Below are 18,901 nucleotides of genomic sequence, written 5' to 3'. Positions count from 1 at the left end.
GCTACCCCTTCACCGCGCCCAATTGAATGCCTTGGACAAGGTATTTCTGCATCAGGATGAACAGGACGACAAGCGGCAGGATGTTCATGACGGACGCGGCCATGATGAGGTTGGTTTGGCGGCCGTACACCGTGTCGAAGTAAAGCATGCCGATGGGCAGCGTGCGCAGGTGTTCGCTCTTGATGAGCACGAGCGGCCAGAAGAAACTCCCGTAATTCCCCATGAACGTGAAAATGGACAACACGATCAGTCCGGGTCTTGCCAACGGCAGAATCACATCCCAATAGACCTGCCATGCCGACGCGCCGTCAATGGTGGCCGCCTCGTCGAGCGACGACGGAATCGTCAACATGAATTGACGCAACAGGAAGGTGCCAAAGGCGCTGAAGGCCGCGGGCACGATCAGTCCGATGTACGAATCGAGCAGGTGCATCTTCACCATCAGCGTGTAGTTCGGGATCATCGTGACGACGCCGGGGATCATCATCGTCGCGAGATACAATTTGAACACGTGGTCGCGGCCGGGCCAACGCAGCCGCGCAAACGCGAACGCCGCGAGCGAACTTGTGAAACACGTCAGCAGCGTCACCCACCCCGCGACGAAAATGCTGTTGAAATAGTAGCGCTTGAACGAAATGTCCTTGTTGTTGAGCACATCCGTATAATTCGACGGCTGCCATGTCTCCGGCCATGGATTGAGATTGAACTGCTGGATCTCGCTCAGCGGCTTGAAACTCGCGAAAACCATCCAGAGAAACGGAAGCAGCATCGTAAGCGCCACCACGATCAGGAATGCATGCGACGCGATGTAGCGCCCCGTCCGGAACCACCATTCGGAAAATGTGCGATTACTCGTTGACATAGCGACTCCCGAATCGCCAGTTGACCAAGGTAATGGCGAACACAATGGTAAACAGCACCCACGCCACGGCGGAGGCGTAACCGATCTGAAATTCCTCGAAGGCCTTGGTATAGATGTAGTACGACAACGTTGTTGTCGTGCCGGCGGGACCGCCGAGCGTCATGACCCGCGCTTGCTCGAATCCGCCCTGTAATCCGCCGATTACGCTCATGATTACGATGAAGAATGTCGTGGGCGCCAGTTGCGGCCATGTCACGTGGCGAAACTGCGCCCAGCGTCCCGCGCCGTCAATCGCCGCCGCCTCGTACAGTTCCGGCGGGATGTTCGATATCCCTGCCAGATACAACAGCATGTTGCCGCCGCCCGCAGCCGTCCAGATGCCCATGATAATGATGGCGTCGCGCGCTCCGAGCCCGAACTGGCTCGCGACAATCCCGACCCGTTCCGCGCTGAGCGCCAGCAGGTTCTTGGTCGAGGAAAGCCATGTCGGCGGCTCGATGTGGCCCAGATGAAGCCATTGCAGGACCGATTCGATGATGACGTTGATGGGACCGAAATTCGGGTTGTAAAGCGCCTTCCACAAGATCAGCAGCGCGACGCCGGACGTGAAACTGGGCAAATAGAACAGGGTGCGGTAGGCGACCATTCCGCGCAGGCGTTGGCTCAGGATAATCGCGAGAAACAACGAGGCCGCGATGGCGACGGGCATGCCGAGCATGAAATAAATCGTATTGATGAAATAAAGCCAGAACTCGTGATCCGTGAAGAGCTTCATGAAATTGCCCATGCCCACCCACTGGAAAGAAACCGTTTTCATCAGATTCCAGTTGGTGAACGCCGCGCCGAGCGAAAACAACACGGGGAAAAACGTAAAGACGAGAAAGCCGAGAAAATTCGGCAGCAGAAAGCACAGCGCCGTCGCAAGCACAAGACGGTTGCGCCGCATCATGGCGCATCCTCCGGGCGATCCCATGCCGGCCGCGCCCCCCCCGCAACCGCTTGAAAGTAACGCTCCTTCAATTCAGGATCGCTTCGAAGTTGTTCAATGATGGCTTCATTGATGGCGCGCGCCGCGTCGCGCATCGCCTCCGCGCCCGTCTTGATGCGCTCGCGCAGGAAATCGCCCTGCTTGAGGAAAACGCGGTCCACGAACTGCCCGTTGACATACGGCGACACTTCGAAAGGCACGGCATCCTCCAGGGCCGCGCGCCATACCGCGTTGTAGTCTTCTTCGGGATATTCCGGGTTGTGCAGAAATTCATCGGTATAATTGTATTGCATCACAGGCGCAAGTGCGTCCGCCTGCCGGTTGATGAGATTGTTCCAGTCGGGACCGTGAAGATATTCGAGGAACGCGAGCGCTCCTTCGCGGTTTGGGCTTTTGGCGTTGATCAATGAAGCGCGCCCGTAGCCGAACAGGCGGCGTGACGGCCCTGCGGGCATTTCGACCGCGCCAAGACGCAAATGCGCATAATCCTTCCCCCGCAGCATGCAAAGCCACCAACGGCCCCCGACGGCCATCGCGCCGCGTCCCGCGCCGAACAGCGAAATCGTGCCGGAACCCCAGCCCCCCGCCGTGGCCATGGCCAGTTCCTCGGTCGGCGAAGGCAGCACGCGATGCACATGGATAAGATCCTGGTAAAACTGCGCCGCCGCGCACGCCTCGGGCGAATCAAGGACGCAGCGCGTGCCTTCGGGCGTATAGATCGTCGCATTCCATTGGCCGAGAAACACGCCAATCCAGTCCCATGTACCCATCATGAGACCAAACTGGATAGGCCGCCCTCTTGCATCGAATCGGGTAAGCCGTTTCGCAATCGGAAGGAACTCCTGCCATGTCCAATCGCTTCGGGGATACGGCTCGCCCGCCGCGTCGAACAGCGCCTTGTTGAACCAAAGCGCCGGGCCGCCCCCGTTACCGGGATGACCATACACCCGATCTTCATATCGGACCAGCGGCAGCAGGCACGGCCACACTTTGTTGATGTCAATCCCGCGATCACGGAACGCCTCCGTGCAGTCGTACGCGATGCCGGACCGCACGAAAGCCGTCAACTGAAAACCGCTGTAACAATCGAAAATATCCGGCCCGACACCGGCCAGACACTGCACAATGGTCTTTTCCATTCCCATGTTCTGCGGATCGAGACGGAGATAATATTTCGGATTCAGTTTATTGAAAAGATCGATCTGTTCGCGGCGCACGGGATTGTCGTCGCAGACCCAGACGATTTCAACACGATCGTCGTCCCGGCCGCCCGGCCGCCACATCCATGCCGCCACGGACAGCAATGTCATTACAATAAAACTGCCCAAAAAAACATACTTCATGCCTGATCCCCGGCTTTACCACCTCCAGTGTAGCCGCACCCACGCTTCCGAGTCCATCTTTCCCGTTGCGAGGAGTTGCATCTTCAGAACCTGCCGCCACAGGTCAGCGCCTGTTCGGAAACGCTTCGGATCGGTGGCGTCGGGAACATCGCCGTGCTTGGGCAGGTCAAGATGAGGAAGATTTTTTCTGAATTGCCTTGCGAAAGGAGTCATTAGCCACTTGGCGATTTTGGGGAACTCCATCCCCTTGGTTTTCAAGAGACCATGTTTGCAGAAATACACCCACTTCGGCTCCGGCGGATTCAGGCATAAACTATTCAAGTTGGGCCTATTTCTTCTTCCCCTGGGCTTCCGAAATGACCAAAACAGGGGAATCTTGCGATGCTTCAAGGACAAGGCCGTTTTTTCCCCGCATCACAAATTTTTGCGTCTCGCCCGGTTTCGCGGCCACGCCACATCCCGATGATGTGAAAGTCGCAATCCTTTTCCGCCTGTGATAAGATCACCCGTTTGTTGGTGTCTGTTTCCTCGGTCATGTTAACGTTGGTCACGGAACAGATTGTCCGATCGGTCCAGCGCGGATGAGAAACAGGCTCCGTGGGAGAACTCCGCGGGATGAACAAGTCCTTGAAGCGCCTTGTCATGGAGGCGCTCGAAGAAGACATAGGCCACGAGGACATTACGACCAACCGGACGGTTCCAGCGCATACCCGCTGCCGGGCGCGTCTGGTGGCCAAGCAGGACGGCGTATTGAGCGGCATGGGTGTGTTTCGCCTGGCGTTCGACTGTATGAAAGCGCGCATCGAGGATTGGCAGGCGGTTTCGGACGGCGCGCGCTTTACACGGGGGGATGAATTGGCTTCTTTCAAGGGTGACGCCCGCGCGGTGCTGACGGCTGAGCGCACAGCGCTCAATTTCCTCCAGCGGCTTTCCGGCATCGCCACGCTGACGGCCCGCTACGTCGCGGCGGTCGAGGATCTCAACGTGCGCATTTGCGACACACGCAAGACGACGCCATTGATGCGCCGGCTTGAAAAGGAGGCCGTGGTGCATGGCGGCGGATCAAATCACCGGTTCAACCTGTTCAACGGCATTCTAATCAAGGAAAACCATATTCGCGCGGCGGGAGGCATCGGGGCGGCCGTTTACAACGCCTCCGGCGGTGCGCACCATCTCATGAAAATCGAGGTGGAAGTGTCGAACTTGGACGAATTTGACGAGGCGATCCGGGCCGGCGCCGACGCAATCATGCTTGACAACATGAGCCTCAACGACATGCGCGAGGCGGTCCGCCGCGCCCGGGATCATCATGTCGTGATCGAAGCCAGCGGCAACGCGTCGCTGGAAAACATCCGCGCCATCGCGGAAACCGGCGTGCACATCATTTCCGTGGGCGCGTTGACGCACTCGGCGCCCGCGGCGGATCTGTCGCTCCTGTTCTGTTGAGGAAAACATGCCATGCTGCTCGTAATGGACGTAGGCAACTCGAACACGGTCATGGGCCTTTACAAGGGGGATGATCTGCTGGGGCATTGGCGGGTTTGCACCGACAATTACCGCACGCTGGACGAACTCCGCTTTCTGCTCGGAATGCTCCTCGATCACGAGGGCGTAAGCCTTCAATCCATCAAGGGTTGTTGCATTTCGAGCGTCGTACCGCAATTGAATTTCGATCTGATGCGCGTCAGCGAGCAGGTCTTCGGCGTCGAGGCCGTCATGGTCGGTCCCGGAACCAAGACCGGGCTGATCATCCAAGTCGAAAACCCGAAGGAAGTCGGCGCGGACCGCATCGTGAACGCCGTGGCCGCCATCGAGGAATACCGGGGCGCCATCATTGTCATAGATTTCGGCACGGCCACCACCCTCGACGCAATAACCGCAAAGGCGGAATATCGCGGCGGGGTCATTCTGCCCGGCGTTCAGACCTCCGCCGACGCCTTGGCTGAAAAATGCGCCAAATTGCCCCGTGTTGAAATATCCGTACCGGGCTGCGTTATCGGCCGCAACACCGAGGATCACATCCGATCAGGTCTTACCTTCGGATACGCGGACATGATTGACGGGCTGGTGGATCGTTTTGAAACGGAAATGGGCGCCGAACCGGTGGTCGTGGCCACGGGCGGCCTTGCCCACACAATTGCGGCGATTTCGCGGCGAATCCAGCATGTGGATTCGCTGCTGACGCTCAAGGGACTCAAGGCCGTGTACCGCAGGAACGAAAAGGGCGCCGCGTGAAACGCTGGGCAATAGCCGCTCTGGCGGCGATCCTGCCGGGATGCGGACCGATGATGACGCCGCCTCCTCCCAAGGCCGCTGCCTCGGACCTGCCCGGCGCCACGAATTCCCCCATTCGGGACAACACCGCCCGCCTGGAAGGCGTGGACCTTTGGCTGTATGGCACCGATCCCACAGCCGGAGCGGACCGAAAGCCCACCTGCTGGGTGCATGCAGACGCCTTCACGCTTGAGCACGACAATGCATGGTCCTTGGAAAGCGCCAAGGCCGTCATCTATGCGCGCGACGGCGATGCGCCGGACATTCGCATCGAGGCGCGTCATGGCCGTTTCGAGGAGTCGAAAATGGCCAGCCTGCGCAATGGCGTCACCGCGCAGATCGGCGACATCTGGCTCAAAATGGAAGAAGTCCTGTGGTTGAATGACGAACGCGAACTCCGGACGGATCGTCCGGTCAGCATCACGGCCCGGCACATGCAATTGCATGCGGAGACGCTCCGGCTGTATCCTGACAAACAGGAAATTAGCATGACCCGGGTGACGGGAACCATTGAATTGGAGGGGAACCAGCCATGAGACAATGGATTGGACTTGCCGTTTTCCTTGCCGCGGCAACCGGCTGGGCGGCGGACAAGCCGCCCACGGGCAATCTGAGCGGATACACCGCGATGTCCGTGGATGCCGGCTATGTTTCGAGTTCCCTTTCGGGCCGGTTCGAGGTTATGCGGGATGGCGTGCGCATCACCCTGCTCTCCAACGATCCCGCACGCAAGCCGGTGCCCATTTCCGCCGCCGAAGTGCGATTCGTCTGGCCCGACAAGTCCAACTCCAATCAGCCCTCGCGGATTTTATTGCAGGGCCGAGTCGTCATCGAACATCCCGACGCCACCGTCCGCGCCGAAAAAGCGGAATGGGACTTTGATCAGGGTCTTCTCACCTTCACCGGCAGCCCCACCATAGACTCCCCGCAAATGCAGGGATTGCGCGGCGATAAAATTGTTTTGAACTTCAAGGAAGATCGCTTTGAAGTATTCGGCGGTAAAATGACCCATTACCCCTTGTCCGGCATGGGCGGATCGGAAAAGGCAAACAAGCCCACGCCCCAATTACGCCCCGAGGACATCCAGGACTGGCCGGGTTTGGCGGCCGCCTTGAAGGGACAAGCAAAGGCGGAAAAACCGTCTCCCGGAAAACGTATCGTCGAATTGATGGACGGGAAGGCGCAACAAATGCTTGCTTCGGCGGCGGCAACGCCTTCGGCGGAGGATCAAGAGGCGATCCTAAACCAGTTGAATCGGATACTGGCCAATCCCAAAATGTATGCTGAAGAGGCGTGGGCCGGCGTTCAACTCCCGAAGGCCGTCGTGGAAATGCTTGGAAAAACATCAAGGCCGGCACAGGAGCAAATGATGTTGAACCGTCTCTTGATCGATGCGGCCTTCTCCGGCATGATTTCCCCATTGAAGCAACCCTAAGCCGGTCTGGATGCAATCGGCAAACCGTGGAAATTGACACATTGAACGACGCCAGCGAACCCCTGTTGCGGGCCGAGCATTTGACTAAACAGTTCAAGCGGCGGACCGTCGTGCATGATGTGTCGCTGGAAATCGGCGAAGGACACATTGTGGGTCTTCTGGGGCCCAACGGCGCCGGCAAAACCACCACGTTCCGGATGATTGTCGGGATGCTCCGTCCAAACCAGGGCCGGATCTGGTTTCGCGGACGCGACATCACCCCTATGCCCATGTACCAACGCGCGCGGCAAGGTATAGCCTATCTTCCCCAGGAACCATCCATATTCCGTCAACTCACCGTGAGGCAGAATCTTTTGGCCGTGCTCGAATACCAGCCGTTGACGGCCGAGGAACGCAACCGTCGCGCGGACGCCTTGTTGGAGGAACTCGGCATCGCCCATCTGGCCGCCAACCCCGCCTACACGCTTTCCGGCGGCGAACGGCGGCGCACCGAAATCTGCCGCGCACTCGTCACAGAACCCAAAATTTTCCTCCTGGATGAACCCTTCGCGGGCATTGACCCCATCGCCGTCGCGGACCTCCAAACCACCGTCACCACACTGAAAAACAAAGGCATCGGGGTCATCATCACCGATCACAACGTCCGCGAAACCCTCCAAATTATTGATTATGCGTTCATTCTCAGTGAAGGCCGGATAAGCGTCATGGGCACGCCCGGGGAAATTGCGGAAAATCCCCTCGCCCGCAAGACGTATCTCGGCGAAAATTTCAGGTTATAGCCGGAGGGAGGAATCGCCCATGGCAACCATGCAAAGACGTGCGTTTCTCGGCGCGGCCGCGGCGGCGGCAACCGCCCTCGCAGCGGAAGCGAAAACATCCCCCAAGGGAGGAACCGTCTCGATGACAAAAAAAAGACGGCCCAATGTCCTGTTTGTAATGACCGATCAACAACGGGCCGACACGATTGCGGCGCTCGGCAATCCGCATATTTACACGCCGAACTTCGACCGGCTCGTCGCGCGCGGGGTAACCTTCACAAACGCCTATTCCGAATGTCCGGTTTGCGTTCCCGCGCGCATGACCGTATATACCGGTTGCACGGGAGCGACAACCGGCCTATACGGCAATGCGGCCCCGGATCTCGTCGAAGGCCAGCCCCCGGACATGGAGGATCGCTGCGGCGCGTATCTGCCCCGAACGATGGCCCGCCTCGGATACCGCACGTTCGGCATCGGCAAATTCCACACGCATCCCTGGGACGCGGATCTGGGCTTCGAGGTCCATCTCCACAGCGAGGAACTGTACGGGTCGCCCGATCAGCGCCGGCGAGACAGTTACGCGGCATTCATCCGAACCGAACATCCCGCCTACGACTTCATCGAAGGGCTGATGGGCGAACGCACCGAAATGTACTACATGCCGCAGATGAGCCCGATTCCCGCCGAATTCGGCGTCGAGGCATGGGCGGCGGACCGGGCCGTCGAACAAATCGCCATGAAGGACGACCGCCCCTATTTCGGTTATGTGTCGTTTATCGGGCCGCACCCGCCCCTTGCGCCGCCGATCCCCTTCAACCGGATGTACGACCCGGATCGCATGCCCAATCCGGTGCGGGGCGACAAGACGGTTGACTTCATGGACGAGCAAATACGTTGGATGAACCACGCCATCTGGGCCGAAGACATCAACGACGCGCATGCGCGCGTCCTCAAGGCGCGCTACTACGGCGAAATTTCTTACATTGACCAGTGCCTCGGGCGCATTCTCGACGCGGTCGAGGCGCGCGGCGACGCGGAAAACACGCTGATTTGCTTCTATTCCGATCACGGCGATCACCTGGGGGACCATGGCGCATGGCAAAAGGAAAGCTACTTCGAGGCGGCATGCCATGTCCCGTTTTTGTTGAGTTGGCCTGAATGCCTCCCGGCCGGCGAGCGCAATGCCGCCTTGGCGGGACTGGCCGATCTGTTCGGTATCGCGACGTCGGCGGCCGGCAAGCGCGAACTCCGCGAAGGCGCCGACATCCTCGCCGTCGCCCAGGGGAAAAAGCGCGCCCGCGAACATTTCATCGGAATGTACGGTTCGCCCGGTTCGCCCTTGTTCAAGATCATGGTCCGGCAGGGCGACTGGAAATACATCTACATGGCGAACGGCGGGAAGCAACAACTCTTCAACCTTCAAGCGGATCCGGATGAACTCCACGAGCGATCCAAGGAAGAACCGGCCCGAGTCGAACGGATGCGTCAGATGGCCATCCATGCGCTTGACCATCCCAACGCGGGCCGCGCGCTCCACCACGGCGACTTCCTCGCCCTGCCGGAATCGAACCGCCCGTTGCGCCGCATCTATCAGTTCGACGGCTCCCGCGGAATCAAAGGCTTCCCCGTCCATCCCGGAGACGTTTTGCGAAAATCCTGACAGCCCGCCAAGCAGGCAAAGGCACTCGTTTTCCCGGGGTTTCCCCAACGCGTGTTTGAATTCGGACACGGACAAAGGATAAAATAAAGCGTTATTTTGGGGCGTAGCGAGCCGTGCTAGAAAGATAGGGTTCTGCTTCGGCTGTGGCGCGCAAAATACGTTTGAATCGCGGCGGGCGGTGTTCCTTGTCGGAACGAGGCCGCCGGGCCGCGGGCAGGTTGGCCGGAACGTCCCCCGCGGGGCGTTTCGACGCAGGCGGCGCCGGATGGAAGGTTCCTTCCGAAGAATCCGGCACGAGAGTGGAGTAATCGCGCAATGAAAGAGGAGAAGGCAAAGGTCAAATATCCGGGGATTCGCGACGCGATGGACGGCAACACGGCCGTAATTATGTGCGAGCGGGAATCCACGGACGCGGCGGGCGCGTATCCAATTACGCCCTCGACGCAGATGGGCGAGTATTGGGCGCAGGAAACCGCAAAGGGTCACGTGAACGTGTCGGGGCGTCCGTTGATTTTTGTGGAGCCGGAAGGCGAACACGCGGCGGCGGCGGTGACGGCGGGCATGTCCATGACGGGTCTGCGCGCGGCGAACTTTTCGTCCGGCCAAGGCATCGCGTACATGCACGAATCGTTGTATTGCGACGTCGGCAAGCGCCTGACCTACATCCTCAACATCGGCTGCCGCGCGATCACGAAGCACTCGCTCAATGTGCACGCGGGCCACGATGATTACCACTGCATAGACGACACGGGCATGTTCCAGGTGTTCGGCAAAAGCGCGCAGGAAACCTGTGATCTCAACATCATCGCGCACAAAATCGCGGAGTTGTCGCTGAATCCGGGCGCGGTCGGCCAGGACGGGTTCCTGACCACGCACCTGATCGAATCGCTGATGGTTCCCGAGCGCGAACTCATCGCGGAATATCTCGGCAGTCCGGAGGACATCATTGACACGCCGACGCCCGCGCAGCGGCTCATGTTCGGCGACAAGCGCCGCCGCATCCCGGAGCTGTGGGACGTGGACAATCCCGTCATGGCCGGCGTGGTCCAGAACCAGGACTCGTACATGCAGGGTGTTGCCGCGCAACGCCCGTTCTTCTTCGATCACATCGCCGAAATCGCCGATCAATGCTTCGACGAGTTCCACGCCTTGACGGGCCGCCGTTACTACCGGGTGACGCCGTATGCCATTGACGACGCGGATTATCTCATCATTGCCCAGGGCAGCGTGGTCAGCAGCGCCGAAGTCGTGGCCGATTACTTGCGCGAGACGCGCGGCCTGAAAATCGGCGTGCTCAACATGACCATGTTTCGTCCCTTCCCGGCCGATTTGATCGGCAAATATATCAAAGGCCGCAAGGGCATTGTGCTGCTCGAACGGACGGATCAACCGCTGTCGGTTGAATTGCCGCTGGCGCGCGAGGTGCGCGCGACCATCAGCAAGTGCCTTGAAAATGGCGCGGCGGGCAAAGGCGCGAAACCGTATCCGAATCTGGCCAGTTTCGCGGCAAAGGACGTTCCGCCGCTGTATTCGGGCTGTTTCGGCATGGGCAGCCGCGACCTGCAGGCCGAAGGGATCATCGGCGCAATCGAGAACATGCTGCCGGACGGTCCCAAGAAAAAATTTTTCTACCTCGGCATAGATTTCATTCGCGACAATCCCTTCAGCGAACAACAGGCCGAATATCAGAAACAAATTCTCGCGGGCTACCCGAATGTCAAGGAACTCGCCGTCCACGGAAGCGAGAACCCCAATCTCATGCCGAAGGGCGCGATTACGGTCCGTTTCCATTCGATTGGCGGCTGGGGCGCCATCACGACAGGCAAGAATCTGGCGGTGACCCTGTTCGAATTGTTGAATTACCACATCAAGGCGAATCCGAAATACGGTTCCGAAAAGAAGGGCCAGCCAACCACCTATTATCTGTCGGCGGCGCCGGAACCCATCCGGATCAATTGCGAGTATTTCTATGTGGATGTTGTGCTGTCGCCCGATCCGAATGTCTTCAGCCACTCGAATCCGCTGGCCGGTCTCAAGAAGGGCGGCGTTTTCGTCATTCAGAGCGATCTGCCGACGCCCGACGACGTATGGGGCCGCATTCCGCCGCGTTTCCAGAAGATCATCGTGGACAACGACATCCGGGTCTTCTACCTCGACGCGTTCAAGATCGCGCGGGAAGAAGCCAGCGATCCCGAACTCCAGTTCCGCATGCAGGGCAACGCGTTCCAAGGCGCCTTCTTTGCGGCTTCGCCCGTAATGGAAAACAACAAATTGGACGAAGAAACGCTGTTCAAGGCGATTACGGATCAGTTGCAGCACAAGTTCGGCGCGAAAGGCGCGCGGATCGTCGAGGACAACGTCCGCGTCGTGCGCCGCGGCTACATGGAAGTGAAGGAAATCAAGAATAAGGTCGTCGGCAAATCCACGGTGGCGGATCCGCCGCTTATCGCCGAACCGCCGCTGCCGCTCCGGATTCAGCCTTCGAGCCTCGAGCCCAACACGAATCTTCAACGTTTTTGGGAGCAGACAGGCAACTTTTATCTTACCGGAAAAGGCGGCGACAATCTGGCCGATCCATTCATCGGCCTGAGTTGCATGCCGGCGCTCAGCGGCCTGATTCGCGACATGACCCAGATTCGCTTCGAACATCCCGAATGGGATGCCGAAAAGTGCATCGGCTGCGCGGCCTGCTGGACCGTCTGCCCGGATAGCGCCCTTCCCGGACTTGTCAATACCATTGACGAAATCTTTGAAACGACGACAAAACGCCTAGCCAACGCCGGACACGAACCGGTCCATTTACGGTCGTTCCTCAAACAGGTCGAACCGGCCTTCCGTGCGCTGATTGCCGCCGGCAAGGAACGGGACAGCGTCATGGCGGCGCTCGACAAAGCCCTCGCCGACACATTCGCGGCATGCACGCTGCCCGAAGCGGACAAAGCGGCGCTGGCCAAGGAAATCGCCCTGTTCCAAGCGGAAATCGGCTGTTTCAAATGGTCCAACGTCAAACCGTATTTCAAAGTCAAAGAAAAGCGATCGCCCGGCAGCGGCGGCCTGCTGTCCATCACCGTCAATCCCTATGCGTGCAAGGGCTGCATGGAATGCGTCCGCGTATGCCCCGAATACGCCTTGCGCCCGGTCACGCAGACGCCGGAAACCATCGAGAAAATGCGGAAAGCGTGGGAATACTGGCTGTCCCTGCCAACCACGAGGCCGGAATACATGCTGTTCGAGGATCTGAATGCCGGCATCGGCGCGCTCGAAACACTTTTGCTCGACAAGAAAAATTACACGGCCATGACCGGCGGCGACGGCGCATGCGTGGGTTGTGGTGAAAAAACCGCCTTGCACCTGTTCACCGCGACGGTTGAGGCGCTCATGCAACCGCGCATTGCGGCGCATGTCGCCAAAATTGACGAACTGACCACCCGCCTTGAAGCGCATATCCGCGAGAAACTCGCGCACATGATGGATACGGCCGATACCCCCGCCTTCGAGCAGGCCATGCAATCGCTCGAAGGCAAAGACCTGACGCTGGCCAATCTCCAGGCCGCACTGGCCGCCGCAAATATCGAACATCCGATTGATTCGGCGTGGCTTGCGCGGGTAACGAAGACGCTCGCCAAATTGAAGCATCTGAAATGGTGTTACACGTCGGGCGTTTCGACCACCGGCCGCGCCCGAATGGGCATGGTCAATTCGACCGGCTGCACCTCGGTTTGGGGATCAACCTGGCCCTTCAACCCCTATCCGTTCCCATGGACCAACCATTTGTTCCAGGACAGTTCCTCGGTGGCCATCGGCATTTTCGAGGGGCACATGGTCAAAATGGCCGAAGGATTCAAGGCCCTGCGCATCGCCGAACTCGAAATCGAGGACCAATACGACCCGAAAACGCACGACGCCTTTTTCACGTATTTCAACTGGCGGAACTTCTCCGACGAGGAATTTCTGCTGTGTCCGCCGGTGGTGGCGGTGGGCGGCGACGGCGCCATGTTCGACATCGGCTTCCAGAATGTGTCGCGCGCGCTGATGACGGGCAAGCCGATCCGCATTTTCATCGTGGACACGCAAGTCTACTCGAACACGGGCGGCCAAGCCTGCACTTCCGGCTGGACCGGCCAGATTTCGGACATGGCCGAGTACGGAAAGGCCTTCCAGGGCAAGGAAGAAATCCGCAAGGAAATGGGCCTTATCGCGATGGCGCACCGGACCAGTTATGTCATGAACGGCAGCATCAGCAATCCCTCGCACCTTATCGAGGGGTTCATTCGCGGCCTGAACGCACGACGCCCAGCCATCTTCACGGTCTACACGCCCTGCATGCCGGAACACGGCATCGCGGACGACATCGGACGACAGCAGGCCAAACTGGCGGTCGAAGGCCGCGCCTTCCCGTTGTACCGTTTCAACCCCGACAAAGGCACAACCTTCGCCGAATGCATCGAACTCGACGGCAATCCCGCCATCAAGCAAAAATGGCCCACCTATACGCTCAATTACGTGGACGCGGACAAGAAACCGGCGAAGATGACACTCCCCATGACCTTCGCGGACTTCGCGGTTACCGAAGGTCGCTTCCGCAAGCAATTCAAAAAGGCCCCGGCAAGCACATGGAACGAAAACATGGTTCCCATCGCCGATTTTCTGGACCTGTCGCCCGAAGATCGCAAGGGCAAGTTCCCGTTTGTATGGGTGGTAAACAAGGATCACACCCTGGGGCGGTTGATCGTGGCGGAACCGTTGGTCAAGGCCTGCGAGGAGCGCCTGATGTTCTGGACGCAGCTCAAGGCCCTGGCCGAAGTGGACAAGGAAACCATTGATGTCGAAAAAATTGCCAGCGACGCGCGGGCACAGGCTCGTGCCGAAATCATGAACAATCTCACGGCCAACCTGCTGGCGCTGGCCGGAGATGAACCAACGAAAGGGAAAAACATGAAAGTGACTCCTGCAAACGAATTGAAGGCTCCGGCGGATTGCGGTTGCGGTTGTGGCGGATTTACTCCGGCAACCATTGACAGCGAAGATTGCACCGCCTGCGGCGAATGCATCGAAGTCAATCCGAAGATTTTCGGATGGAACGACGAGAAACTGGCCACCGTGATCGATCCGAAGGGCGGCCCCTTCAAGGATATCGTCAAGGCGGCCGAGAAATGCCCGGCGCGCGTCATTCATCCCGGCACCCCCGCGGATCCCGGCGAGGCGGATCTCGACGCCCTCATCGCGCGCGCCCAGAAGTACAACTAAACCGTCCGCGATAGACGCATCCATCCGAGGCGCGGCCATGTCACGGCCGCGCCTCGGCGTTTATTCATGCAACCAATGCGTGCTTGTACAAAACGGAACTGCCCGCTTCCGTTTTGCCCAACAGGCTGTTCCGCGTTTCTTGTATGTTTGCAACAGGCAAAACGAATCGGCGCCCCCAAAAAATCACTATAATTCAAACGTCTTTTTCACAAGCGTCACGTTGCTCTTGAGCCAACCCTTGTTGAAATCGGGCGTGTTGGGTTTCACAATCAAATGCGGAGGGCGCGACGGCTGTTCCAGTTCCGGCAATTCCGGCGAATGCTCGATGACGGTGAGGCGCAGGGGATCGGCGCCTTCGATTTCCAGTGTCAACTTGATGCCGCGCGGCAGGAAAATGTCATAGTTCAAATACCACGGCCCCTCGACGAGCGTCAACGTTTTCTCATCCACAGCCGCCGATCGAATGCGCGCGCCGGGATCGGCAAGCAGCACGACGCGCGGCGCGTGCCGGGGAGACGTTACCCACAATTTCAGCCGCCGACCGTGTTCGACGGGCGCATCTTCCAACACTTCGATGGAAGCGGGCGCCAAGTCGGCAACCGGGGCGGGCGCCTTCAATACCTTTTGCCTATCGCCGCCCAGCAATTCCGGAAAGGATTCAGGCCGGACATTTGTCGGTATCATGGACGAGGTCCATTCGTCCGGTTTTTCGTCGCAACTCAGCCAATACGCCTGATTGGCATCGGCGTCGAGGGCGTACGACAGGCTGGTGAATTGGGGTTGCAAAGGACTAAAGCCTGGCCAGAAGACAACCGCCAGCAGCAAGGCGAGGCCGAACGTCAGCGCCGTTATGGAAAACAGCCGCCGGTCGGCCGACGCAAGCCAGTATATCGGCGCGGCGGCCAGTCCCAGAAGCAATATAAGCAACGCAATGGTCACAGGCGCGAACAGCACCGTCGCCGCCAGATGGATATCGTAAAGAATGGGCGCCATGATCGCCACGCCGGGAAGAGCCGCCAAGCCCGGCGCAACGCAAATCCACCACGGCGGATTGTGCATGGCATCCTGGCAAATGATGATCAAGGCAAATCCCGCCATGGCAAATGCCAGCGGCCAGAAGAACATAAAACCGGCGCCGGGGTATCCGATGGCCGTGGCCATCAAAAGCGCCGCCCAGACCACCAAGACGCCCGCCGACAATCCCGGCAGGGAAACCAGCCTTCGGAATCGTCCCACTGCCGAGAAAAAGGCCCAGAAGGCCAGGCCCATCAAGGCCAGCGCCAGCCGGTCGCCGCTGTAAATCAGGTAATAGCCGCGCTGTGCATATCCCACGGCAACGACGGCCAACGCCCCGAATACCGCGGCGATCGCGAAACCCATGAAGAAAGCCGTTCCGCGTACAAGGTCCGCTCCACCGAGCGCGCCGCGCCTGATACCCAGACCGATCAACGCGGCCAGACCGATCAAAACCGCGAGGCTCATGGGCAACGCCCACGCAATCGGATATACCGCCATCCCCGTGCCAAGCGTGTTGAAGAACACGGCGGGAGGGGCTTCCGGATTGTCGAGCGGCAGATTGCCAAAATGGCGCGCAAGCCGGAGCGCATATTCGCCATGATGCTGCAACGAGCGCGGATCCAGGTTGCCCGGCGAATCCAGACTCGTGTGATATCGCATGAGGTTGCCGGTGAAGGCAAAGTCGAGGCCGGGGATGCCGGCCTCCAGAAACGCTGTAAGGTCGCTGTCCGTCGGCATGCGATCCGAAATCGCCCCCATGCACGAATTCGCAATGATGGGACAGCCCGCGGCAACTACTTGGCGGATCAACCATCCATTGTTCGGACTGGCCCGGTACAGATAAGAAGGCCCCGCCGTGCCGCGTGCATCGAAGTTGAGCGCAAGGCCAATCCCGTGTGCCCACGGATGCTGTTGGACAAATGCATAGGCCCCCCGCAGGCCCTTGCCCGGCTGTACGCCCTCTTCACCATCGGTAAAGATGAACAATATATCGTTTCGCAACGGCGGCCCGGCTTTCAACGCCCGCAGCGTTTCGATCAGCGCCGCGACGCCCGATCCGTCGTCCGCCGCGCCCGGTCCGTACAACACGCTGTCGTAATGCGCCACCAGCGCTACGGCCTTTGTGTTTGCCGTGCCCGGCACGCGCGCGAGGATGTTGCGCACCGTTGCCGCCGTGCCCGGCGCACGGCAAACCATCGTTTCCTGCAATTCCGGATTGATGCCGCACTGCCGGATTTCACGCATGATTTCCTGCCGTACCGCATCGTTGGCCGCCGATCCCGCCGGATGCGGCTTCTGCGCGATGGCCTGAACGATTTTCATCGCGCGCGCGGCGGAAAAAACGGCCGGGGAAGCCTTTTCCGAAACCACGCGGGGCGGTTGATGAAGATAAACCGACAAGCCGGCAAAACCGGCCAGAAGAATGACAACGCCTTTGACCCACACCACTTGCCGGGAAATCATGCAAAACCTCCAGCATGCGCCGCTATCCAAATACCGGCATGATACCCATGCACGCCGCGCAAGGCAACGGGCGGGCCGACGGACTATCAAGACATTCAACGCTGAAATGACCTTGCCGAACCGTAATTTAGACAAGGTGGGATCAGGGTCCTAAATACTTTTTGCCGTAGCCGCGACAGGTTCGCGGTGGAAGGACCGACGGATCGGGGCAATGCCATTGGACGCTTGGAGGCCGGTTTCCAGCGCGCAGGTATACCGGACGGGCATGGCCGCCTGGGGTATGGACTCTTGAACGGGCGGCGCGGTTCAGGCGGTTCGGGAAGCGGCACAGGCGGCAGAATATTGAACACGACCATGCCCCGCAACCATGGCCAACGACAGGAAACTCCTCGTAAACATGCCCCGCCTTCCCTTCGTTTTACCGGCACGACAACGCAACACAGATAGCATGAACACTCTCGGCCCATCAAACGGCAGCGCCGCATTCAGATTCGGCACAAACTTTGGCAACCCGGCCGAAGGAGTATTCGGTATTACATTTTTGATTGCGCGATTAAATTCACACGATCTCGTTCGACGCCGATTTTCAACTTCATTTTACCTCAGAGGACAACTTGCATCTACTTGGCCGTAATGATCGCCGGATCCTGTCGGCGGGATAGACCCGCGCCAAAGTCCGCGGGCTGCCCGCCTTGCAGATTTTACCCTGGTGTGCCACAATCCACGCATGCCGTACGCATCGCCTGAAATTACAAGCCCCGTGGATTTATGCTTGAAGGGCGGGGTATTGAATCCCGCCGCTGTGGGATGGTCGCGCCATCCGCTGCACCGGTGCAATTTGTCGGGACGTTGGCCGCGCAAGAAGCGGTGGGATTACTGGTGCGTGATGTCGCCGGCCTTCGCGTTTTCCGTGACGGTGGCCTCGATAGACTACCTGGGAATTGTCGGCGTGTATTTGCTGGATTTTCAGGAGAACCGCTGTTTCGAGGCGGTGAGGGCAACGCCCGCGGGCCGCGGTATTCATCCGGGCGAACGGGTGGGCGAACCGGTCCGGTTTTCGGCACGGGCCATTCGCGTCGAAATCGAGGATACCGGCGCCGAGGTGCGGATGGATGTCCGCTGGCCTGGATTGGCCCGGCAGGGATTGGAGGCCGGTATTATCGTCCGCCGTCCGCCCGGCCACGAGACGCTCAATGTGGTCGTGCCGTGGGACACGCGCCGTTTCCAGTTCACATCGAAACAGACGGCCCTGCCTGCCGCCGGACGCATTAGGCTGGGCGCACGCGACTACGACCTGCCGGAAACGGAATCGTTTGCCGTATTGGATTTTGGGCGCGGCATTTGGCCCTGGCGGACTGTGTGGAACTGGGCGGCATGCACCGCGCGATCCGATGCCAGCGTCATTGGCCTGAACTTCGGCGGCCAATGGACCGATCGAACCGGCGCAACCGAAAACGGCATCTGCCGCGACGGACGCCTGTCGAAGATTCAGGAACCCGTCCGGTTCGATTACGATAGCGCGGATTTCATGAAGCCGTGGCGGATTCGGACGGAGGATTCCGAAGACGTTGACCTCTCGTTTGTGCCGTTTTACGAACGCAAACTCAAGACCCATCTGCTCGTGGCCGCATCGTCGGTGCATCAGATGTTCGGGCGTTTCAATGGCCGCGTTCGCGCGGAGGGGGTGGAGACCATCATCGTGGACGGCCTCGGCTGGGCCGAGGAACATGTCGCACGGTGGTAGTAACGGCCGCATGCCACAAACGAAGACGGCGCATGCGGGAGAAGAAAAAGCGCGGTTACGACAACAAGCATGAAACCCGGGACTTAGAGGCTCCTCTTCCCAAAAATCC

General features: G+C 59.3%; 12 protein-coding genes and 1 riboswitch. Of the genes, 8 read left to right on the top strand and 4 right to left on the bottom strand.

The genetic code is table 11. The features are described 5' to 3' along the window. Position 1: 1 nt before the first annotated feature. The 3 genes from P5540_01875 to P5540_01865 are packed head-to-tail and all read right to left on the bottom strand — an operon-like array spanning position 2 to position 3,193. Entirely contained in the window at positions 2–862 is an 861-nt protein-coding gene (locus P5540_01875; GenBank protein HRT63549.1) for a carbohydrate ABC transporter permease, read from the bottom strand. Then, positions 849–1,811 carry a sugar ABC transporter permease gene (locus P5540_01870; protein ID HRT63548.1) on the bottom strand — a complete coding sequence of 321 codons (963 nt, stop codon included), beginning with the start codon at positions 1,809–1,811 and terminating at the stop codon, positions 849–851. The genes P5540_01875 and P5540_01870 overlap by 14 nt, the downstream gene beginning before the upstream one ends. Beyond that, positions 1,808–3,193, bottom strand: coding sequence for an extracellular solute-binding protein (locus P5540_01865; GenBank protein ID HRT63547.1), 1,386 nt, complete (start codon positions 3,191–3,193; stop codon positions 1,808–1,810). The genes P5540_01870 and P5540_01865 overlap by 4 nt, the downstream gene beginning before the upstream one ends. Positions 3,194–3,389: 196 nt before the next feature. Further along, positions 3,390–3,449, bottom strand: a riboswitch (Fluoride riboswitch). A gap of 359 nt (positions 3,450–3,808) precedes the next feature. On the opposite strand from P5540_01865, the gene nadC reads away from it, so the two are divergent. The 7 genes from nadC to P5540_01830 all read left to right on the top strand — a co-directional run bounded on the left by nadC (position 3,809) and on the right by P5540_01830 (position 14,567). Then, the gene (gene nadC / locus P5540_01860; GenBank protein ID HRT63546.1) at positions 3,809–4,639 is read left to right on the top strand and encodes a carboxylating nicotinate-nucleotide diphosphorylase; all 831 of its coding nucleotides are present in this window, start codon (positions 3,809–3,811) and stop codon (positions 4,637–4,639) included. A 12-nt stretch (positions 4,640–4,651) separates the two neighbouring features. Next, positions 4,652–5,428, top strand: a complete 777-nt coding sequence (locus tag P5540_01855; GenBank protein HRT63545.1) for a type III pantothenate kinase — start codon at positions 4,652–4,654, stop codon at positions 5,426–5,428. Next, positions 5,425–6,003 (top strand): hypothetical protein, encoded by a 579-nt coding sequence (locus tag P5540_01850; protein ID HRT63544.1) that lies wholly within the window; start codon positions 5,425–5,427, stop codon positions 6,001–6,003. Before P5540_01855 ends, P5540_01850 begins: the two co-directional genes overlap by 4 nt. Next, on the top strand, positions 6,000–6,902 hold the full coding sequence (locus P5540_01845) for a hypothetical protein (GenBank protein ID HRT63543.1): 903 nt from the start codon (positions 6,000–6,002) through the stop codon (positions 6,900–6,902). The genes P5540_01850 and P5540_01845 overlap by 4 nt, the downstream gene beginning before the upstream one ends. A gap of 26 nt (positions 6,903–6,928) precedes the next feature. Further along, entirely contained in the window at positions 6,929–7,681 is a 753-nt protein-coding gene (gene lptB / locus P5540_01840) for an LPS export ABC transporter ATP-binding protein (protein HRT63542.1), read from the top strand. 19 nt (positions 7,682–7,700) lie between these two features. Then, positions 7,701–9,320, top strand: a complete 1,620-nt coding sequence (locus P5540_01835; GenBank protein ID HRT63541.1) for a sulfatase-like hydrolase/transferase — start codon at positions 7,701–7,703, stop codon at positions 9,318–9,320. A gap of 315 nt (positions 9,321–9,635) precedes the next feature. Further along, on the top strand, positions 9,636–14,567 hold the full coding sequence (locus tag P5540_01830) for a 2-oxoacid:acceptor oxidoreductase family protein (protein HRT63540.1): 4,932 nt from the start codon (positions 9,636–9,638) through the stop codon (positions 14,565–14,567). A gap of 186 nt (positions 14,568–14,753) precedes the next feature. On the opposite strand, the gene P5540_01825 is transcribed toward P5540_01830, so the two are convergent. Further along, positions 14,754–17,048: a M20/M25/M40 family metallo-hydrolase gene (locus P5540_01825; protein HRT63539.1), complete on the bottom strand. Its 2,295-nt coding sequence runs from the start codon at positions 17,046–17,048 to the stop codon at positions 14,754–14,756. A 772-nt stretch (positions 17,049–17,820) separates the two neighbouring features. Here P5540_01825 and P5540_01820 point away from each other — a divergent pair. After that, positions 17,821–18,792: a DUF2804 domain-containing protein gene (locus P5540_01820; protein HRT63538.1), complete on the top strand. Its 972-nt coding sequence runs from the start codon at positions 17,821–17,823 to the stop codon at positions 18,790–18,792. Positions 18,793–18,901 lie beyond the last annotated feature (109 nt).

Source organism: Candidatus Hydrogenedentota bacterium (assembly GCA_035450225.1).
Taxonomy (GTDB): domain Bacteria; phylum Hydrogenedentota; class Hydrogenedentia; order Hydrogenedentales; family SLHB01; genus DSVR01.
Note: the sequence above shows the minus strand (reverse complement) of the source record. Positions and strands in the feature narration are given on the sequence as shown.